Consider the following 7,324-nt stretch of genomic DNA (forward strand, 5'->3'; position numbering starts at 1 on the left):
TAGACATCCCGGGAATTTCGTTTCTCTGTTTTCTAACACCCGCTCTGTTGTTCCGGTCTTTCTAGCTTTTCTATCTGCTTCCCCAGCTGTTCTGCATACTCCAGAAGTTCTCTCTGAAAAGTCTCCAGACTGCCGAAATTCTCCCGGCAACAGATAACACGTTTGCACTTATCTATCGTTTTCTTTGCTGCCTGTATTTTTTCCTGTGCCACCGGCTCAAAAGGATGCTCTGCGATCACCTCCGCCGCCAGTGCCTTCGCCACGGGATAATCCAGATCATTTTCATACAGGATCCCGGTGGCAAAGGGGATTCCCGCTCTCTGCAGACGCCGGTAAGTTTTCCGTCCGTTTCCGGCTCCGGCGATCACGAAGACCTGTGGTGTTCCTTCCGGCGCCGCCAGCTCCATATCGCTGCTGGCCTCATCATAGCTTCCCATCCGGATTCCATATAACTGTGTAATATACCCGTCGGTCATGACCTCCTCCGGCGTTCCGATCCGGTCCACCGCCCTACCGTTCACACACAGGATCCTGTCAGAGATTTTCTCCGCCAGTTCCAGTTCATGTAAGGACAGGATCACCGTCAGCTGCCTTTCTCTGCACAGCTTTTGCAGGATGGATAAAAATTCCAGTTTGTGACGTACATCCAGATACGAAGTAGGCTCGTCCAGGATCAGTATCTCCGGCTCCTGACAGATGGCTCTGGCTAACATCACCCGCTGTCTCTGTCCGTCACTGATCCGGTCAAACAAAGAATCCCCAATCTCTGCCACCTGCACCAGTTCCATAGCGTTTTGCACCGCTGCATGATCTTCTGCCCGCAGCACGCCAAAGCGTCCGGTATAAGGGTATCTTCCAGTGGCCACCACATCTTCGCAGGTCATCAGTTCCCCCCGCAGACGTTTTGTCATTACCACTGCCATTTTTTTCGACAGTTCTGCCCCGGTGAGTGTCCGCATATCTTCTCCGTCTAGCCGCACCGTTCCCGCGATCAAGGACAGCTGTCTCGCAATACTTTTTAAGATCGTGGATTTCCCGGCACCGTTAGGTCCCAGTAACGTCAGGATCTCTCCCTTCCTGAGTGCGATCTCCACTTCTTCGATCAGAGGCTTTCCGTCGTAACCCACGCTTATTTTTTCCGTTGTAATATAATAAGGCTTCTGCGTCTTCATAGGTAAGTTATCCACGCTCCCGTCTGCTTCTGGATACCATGATCCACAATACTACCGGTGCTCCGAAGATGGCCGTCACTGTGCTGATGCTAAGTTCCGTGGGTGCCATCCATTTCCTCGCCAGAAGATCACAGAACAGGCAGAATACACTGCCTCCTAAGAAACATGCCGGTATCATCAGTAACGGCTTTGTAGTGCCGAACAGTTTACGGATCAGCTGCGGCACAGCGATCCCCACAAAAGAGATCGGTCCGGCAAATGCCACGATACATGCCGAAAGCACGCTGGACAATACCACCAGCAGGATCCGCAATGTCCGGATATTCACTCCAAGATTCTGCGCATAGGTTTCTCCCAGCTGGTAGGCTTCCAGCGGCTTGGCCAAAAGAATCACCAACAAAAAAGCCGCCGCCACCACGACGCTCATCACTTTCACATTATCCCAGGTCATTCCGGAAAAACTTCCTCTGGACCAGTTGTGGAGGTTCACGATGTCCGCGTCCTCCGCAAACGTCACCACCAGTTCCGTGATGGCGGAACAGATGTAGCCGATCATCACACCGCTGACCACCAACATGGACATACTGTCCACCTTTCGCGCCATAAGAAGCACAAATCCCATGGACAGCATAGCACCCAGAAATGCCGCCAGGATCAGCAGTCCGGAGCTGACCCGGATCGTATTCCCCAGCAAAAATACCATCACCAGTGCCACTACCATCTTCGCCCCGGAAGAAATTCCCAGTACAAAAGGGCCGGCTATGGGATTGTGGAAAAATGTCTGAAGCAGATACCCTGCCAGTGCCAGTGCTCCACCCAGAATTGCTGCCGCCAGTGTCCGGGGAAAACGGATCTCCCACAGGATCTTTGCGTTCATGCCTTCCTGTGCGCTCCCTGTGGTTAAAATTTCTGCCAGTGGAATTTTCACCGTTCCGATTCCTATATTGCAAAACAACAGCACAAAAATGCCTGCTATCAATAGAACAAACGCTATGAGATATCTGATTTTCCTGCGCTGCTGCATGTTTTTCTCCTTCTTTTCCTATTCGTGTTCCAATCGTATTCTAATCTCATTCTAACGCTCTTATACTTACGCTGTGTTTCTAAGTCCTCCATCTTACTGTAAGAGAAACAGATAACGCAGCTTAACGGTATCATCGTCCGTCAACACCGTATGCATGTCCTGCAATAAATACCCTACTGCCATGGACTGCTGATACATATCATTGGTGGTGCAATAGACCTGCCCCTCCTGTACCGCTTTGAAATCTTTCAAAATATTGCATTTGCCGATCAGCTCATCCACCGTGGTCACGCCTCCGTCAATGGAACTGTTGTAGATCAGGATGTCTGCGTCTTTCGCTCCGGCATAAAAATCTTCGACCTGCATATTCAGCGTGGAGCGTCCGCTTCCGCTGTCTTCCAGATTCTCAAAAATATATCTTCCCCCTGCCAGCTCGATCAGCTTCGGAATATAATCCGTGCTCTGCCGTACCTGGATCAGTCCGTTGGAAGTCACATAGAAAAACGCTATGGTCTTCCCTGTTTTTTCCCCGCTTTCTACCTCTTCCAGAATTTCTGTCTGCTCCGCAAAGGCTTCTTCCGCCTTCGCTTCCTTTCCGGTCAGAGCTCCGAAAAATTTGACCCATTCCACTTTTCCCAAAGGATGCTGTTCATAGCTGGAATATTCGATCATCACCGGAATGTCAAAGCTTTGAAGCATTTCCACCACCTCCGGCGAATGCGTGATCATCCGGTTCTCGATCGCCAGATCACAGCCTTCAGACACCAGTAATTCATAATCCGGTTTACTGTATTTTCCGGCATAGATCATATCCCCTGCCGCCATGGCATCCTTTGCTGTCTGAATGTACCAGTTCTCCTGCTTCTGTCCGGAGAACCGGATCTGATCCACAGCGTCCAGCGAGGCGAACATGTCCATCGCGCCGGATGCCACCAGATATATATTTTGAAGTGGTTCCTGCAAGATACTGACGTCCTCATCCAGTCCCTGTGGTACCGGCTGTCCCTCCGGCACTAACAGATACCGCTGACTGTCGGGAAGAATTGTCAGCATCTTATAACCATCTTCGTAATAGTCCACTGTAAAATTTTCCGCATATTGCAGCTCCATGCTGCCTGTTTTTACTAATTCTGTCCGTTCTTCCTGCGTGGTCTCTGCTGCCTGGGTAATCTCCGATGTTGCTTCCGCCGATGTATCCATAGAAGCAGAAGAAGGACTGCCGCAGCCACTTAGCCCCAGCAGTCCCATAAGAAGCAGAACATAGATCCATTTTCTTCCTGACCTCAAAGTTTTCATGCCTTTCATAGCCTGCAATATTTGTGCCTGCGGATTGCTCCGTGCTACGCACTCCCACGTCTCCGCTCCGCTTCGGTCCGTGCTAGACATGTGCCACTGGCACATAGCACCCTACCCAATATTCGCATATCGTGGGATTATCATCCCACTTTTATGCTCATATCGGGGCGGGGCCTAAGGTCTTTCACCCACCTATGAGCAAGCTCATGTGGGCTTAGACCTTTTGACCCTGGCATCATATGTATTACTTGCCGCCCTCTGCACTCTGCAGTGTCTCAGAATGGAAGGTTACGGTATATTCCACTTCATGAGGTGTGCTCATTGCCACAGTATCACCGATCATGGTAAGGGGTGCATCCAGTGCTTCCACCGGCACTTCAAATACGGAATTGCCCTCCGTATTTACCGGCAGATATTTTTCTCCGTTCACCAGCATATAGTCATAGTTCGGGCTGCTCCATTCCAGAGTCGCCGTTGCCGCTCCGTCAGCTACCGTGATCTGTGTGGGGGACTGGATGCTGGCTCTGCCGCTTCCACCCTCCATGGTCAGTTCGATGGTGTAGCTGCCGTCTTCTACAGTACTCAGATCAAAAGGGGCTACGCCACCCTCACTGTCCTCTGTCACCGGATCAGATACTACGACTTTATGGTCATACCATTTTCCCTTGGTACCGATCAGTGCCAGATCGAATTCCTCTCCGATCGCAGGTACGGGAACATCGAAGCCGTAGACTTCTTCCGTCATGCCGTCGCTGTAAGTCACGGTATCCGTGGTGGGCTCCAGCAGTACCGCACCTTCCTTCGCCGCATCTTCTGCCAGACCCGGATAAAGATTCAGGATCTTCTTGGAACCTAAGGAAATGTGGATGGTCATAACGCCATCTTTTACCGTCAGGGTTCCCTTGCCATCGCAGGCTTCACTGACATGAAACATGGAGCTGTCCGTGGAAAATTCAGCAGTGTAGACACCGTCAGGAAGCTGTGCTTCGTCCTGCGCCGTCTCCGTGCTGACAGTTTCCGTCGCTTCCGTGCTCTCTGTCGGTGTTACGGTGCTTTCCAGTGCGGCAACCGTGCTTTCTGCGGATGTCGCATCCGCTGCCTGGCCGGCACCACAGCCGCCAAGCAGCAGACAGGCACTCAGTCCGCCCACGATTATGATTTTATTCATTAATGTCTTTGCTTTCATTACTTATTTTAATCCCTATTTTATTCCTGATTTTAATTCCTATTTTAATTCTTATTTTAATTCTTATTTATTTCTCAGCCATTGCTGCTGCGGTATGTGCTACATACAGATCCTGGATAGCCTTGATCCCGCCGAGGCCTGAGATCTGGGTATCCACACTGTCGAACTTTCCGGAAGCGTTGAACTGGCTTAACCAGGAATCCTCATCCTCGCCTGCCATATCATTGTTGGCATGATCACCTGCTACTACCATCAAAGGACGAAGAACCACTTTGGTGTAACCTGCTTCTGCAACAGCCTTGATGACTTCTTCACAGGCGGTCTCCTCCGGCTCACCTTCTACGGTTCCGATAAATACATTTTCATATCCCAGTTCATTCATCTGTGTCTGCATCTGGCTGTAAGATACCTTTGCAGTGTGGGAGGTTCCATGACCCATGAATACGAATGCCACGCCATCTTCCTTTGCAGCATCCAGGCTGTCATACCCAGCGGTCTTCACTGCTTCTGCGGTCAGATCTTCTGCAACAGCCTTCTTGTCATCATTTACTACGGCAGCATCAGAGCCTACCTCACCTAACAGGGGCTCAGCAACTTTTACAGATGCAAACTGATCCTTATACGCTTCTACAGCTTCCATCAGCTCGTCATACTCTGCGCCATGCATCAGATGCGTGGGCTGTACTACCAGGTTCTTAACACCGTTTGCCACAGCGCGGTCCAGTGCCTGATCCATATTGTCGATATGCTCGTCATCTCTTGCCTGTATATGATTGATGATGATCTGTGCGGTAAATGCTCTTCTTACAGACCAGTCGGGATTGGCTGCTGCAATCGCATCCTCGATACCCTTGATATCAGCCACACGGCTGTCGTTAAAGGAAGTACCGAAGCTTACTACCAGAATCTCGTTCTCACCGATCTCATCCTGATTGCGGGGATCATCCTTGGAAGCATCTCCGGTATCTCTGCCGAAATAATCGGGATCTGCATTTTCTCCCTCTACCAGTTCCTTCTGTGCGTCGGTCAGTGCATCCCATGCTGCCTTGGCATCTGCACACTGCTTATCGGTATTCTCAGTTCTCTCCTGCACATAGATGGCATCGATCAATGCTGCTACTTCATCGGCTGCTGCCTGGTCTGCATCTTCGGTGCTTTCGGTAGCTGCGGTGGTTGTCTCTGCTGCCTGTGTGGTCTGCGCCTCAGTGCCTGCCTGTACAGTGCTCTCTGCTACTTCCTGCGTGCTGCCACATCCGGTGATGCATACAGCGCCCAGTACGGTTGCCAGTACTACTGCTACGATTCTTTTTTTCATGTTTCCTCCTCTGACAGTTTTTCTGTCTCTTTTGATTTTGGGGTTTGCCCCGGTGTTCTTAAATATGTAAGTCAGAAACATGTTTTATAGCTATTCAGCACCAAAAATAAAACCCTTTTCCTATTTCAGGTAAAGGGTTTGTACACATAAGAAACGAATGCAAAAAAGATTCTGTCCCTTCTGCATTCCACACGTACAACCAGTTACTCGTGGCTTTGAAACAAATGTTTCTGTACAGCATTCAGGCAGGTCTCCCGGCTTGAAGATCATTGCATCCGCCATCTTCCCGGTCTCCCAGTGATCTATCGGCTTCAGCTCCCTAATTACGGTGACGAGTTCGTGCAGGACTTACACCTGCTTCCCTTTTCACCGGAGCCAGCTACTTACGTAGCTGCTCCGGCACCTGAATACTCCATATTCAATTGTGGCTACTATATCACAGATTTTCTGAAATTGCAATGTCAATCAGTCATCTGTTCCACCGGCTGTCGGGATCAGTATACCTGAAAATTAGAGATTGGCGTCATTCCGGGCATAATTCAGGATCATTTCCTTTAAAAGCAGCAGATCACCTGTATAATCCTTGTTGTCCGTTGCTCCCCAGATAAAACCACCTGCGTAATGGGTACACGCTGCCATCATGGTATGCACCGTCACACGCATGAACTGTTCCTCCGGAATATCCGTGCGGAAGGTCTTGTCCTCTTTTGCCTTCGCATACATCATATGAAGTCTTGTGTTGACGGAATTCAGAGATGCGTGGAAATTCGCCAGTTCCTCCTGCCGCACCGTCTGGTGTGTTATATAATTGTTGAAGTTGTCATTATACTGCAACAGATCCTTATGGTTCTGATACATGCCGATATAACTGTCCAGCGTAAAAATAAATCTTCCGATGGCCGGAATATCGTGTATCGAAGAGATTGGTCTTGCCTCATCCAGCTTGTCCAGATAAGCCTTCCATTTCGATGCGCAGACCGCAATAGCCAGCTCCGTCTTATTGTTGTAACAGCGGAACAATGTGGCACGTCCCACACCGGCTTCTTTTGCGACCTCATCCATGCTGACCGCTTCGATTTTCTTTTCCACAAAAAGCCGGAACGCCGTATCGATGATCCGCTGGTTGCGCCCTTGCTCTTTATCCATCTGTTTCTCAGATTTTCCCATTTTTCTCTTCCTTTTTCATACATTCTTACTGTTCATTTTATGGTAAAAGGCTGTGACTGTCAACGACTGTAAAAAGCTAATGTAAAAGTGCCTTGCAGATTCCTACGAATTTTCTTGTATTTAAAACGCCAATATCGGCGAAAAAAATACAAAAGCAGGTGATT

The 7,324-nt window shown here is 49.6% G+C and carries 6 protein-coding genes and 1 riboswitch; all 6 genes read right to left on the reverse strand.

Annotated features, from left to right (window positions below; all coding sequences use genetic code 11):
• Positions 1-32: 32 nt before the first annotated feature.
• Complete coding sequence (locus OCV96_RS08550) at positions 33-1,172, reverse strand: ABC transporter ATP-binding protein (protein ID WP_262594245.1); 1,140 nt, start codon at positions 1,170-1,172, stop codon at positions 33-35.
• Positions 1,173-1,179: 7 nt separating this feature from the next.
• Positions 1,180-2,196 (reverse strand): FecCD family ABC transporter permease, encoded by a 1,017-nt coding sequence (locus tag OCV96_RS08555; protein WP_262594246.1) that lies wholly within the window; start codon positions 2,194-2,196, stop codon positions 1,180-1,182.
• Between the two features lie 93 nt (positions 2,197-2,289).
• Complete coding sequence (locus tag OCV96_RS08560; RefSeq protein ID WP_262594247.1) at positions 2,290-3,492, reverse strand: ABC transporter substrate-binding protein; 1,203 nt, start codon at positions 3,490-3,492, stop codon at positions 2,290-2,292.
• A gap of 244 nt (positions 3,493-3,736) precedes the next feature.
• Positions 3,737-4,660: an iron transporter gene (locus OCV96_RS08565; RefSeq protein ID WP_262594248.1), complete on the reverse strand. Its 924-nt coding sequence runs from the start codon at positions 4,658-4,660 to the stop codon at positions 3,737-3,739.
• 85 nt (positions 4,661-4,745) lie between these two features.
• On the reverse strand, positions 4,746-5,993 hold the full coding sequence (locus OCV96_RS08570) for a sirohydrochlorin cobaltochelatase (RefSeq protein WP_262594250.1): 1,248 nt from the start codon (positions 5,991-5,993) through the stop codon (positions 4,746-4,748).
• A gap of 227 nt (positions 5,994-6,220) precedes the next feature.
• A riboswitch (cobalamin riboswitch) is annotated at positions 6,221-6,415 on the reverse strand.
• A gap of 88 nt (positions 6,416-6,503) precedes the next feature.
• Entirely contained in the window at positions 6,504-7,160 is a 657-nt protein-coding gene (locus OCV96_RS08575; RefSeq protein ID WP_117465793.1) for a TetR/AcrR family transcriptional regulator, read from the reverse strand.
• Between the last annotated feature and the right edge of the window lie 164 nt (positions 7,161-7,324).

Source organism: Waltera acetigignens (genome assembly GCF_025567015.1).
Taxonomy (GTDB): Bacteria; Bacillota; Clostridia; order Lachnospirales; family Lachnospiraceae; genus Acetatifactor; species Acetatifactor acetigignens.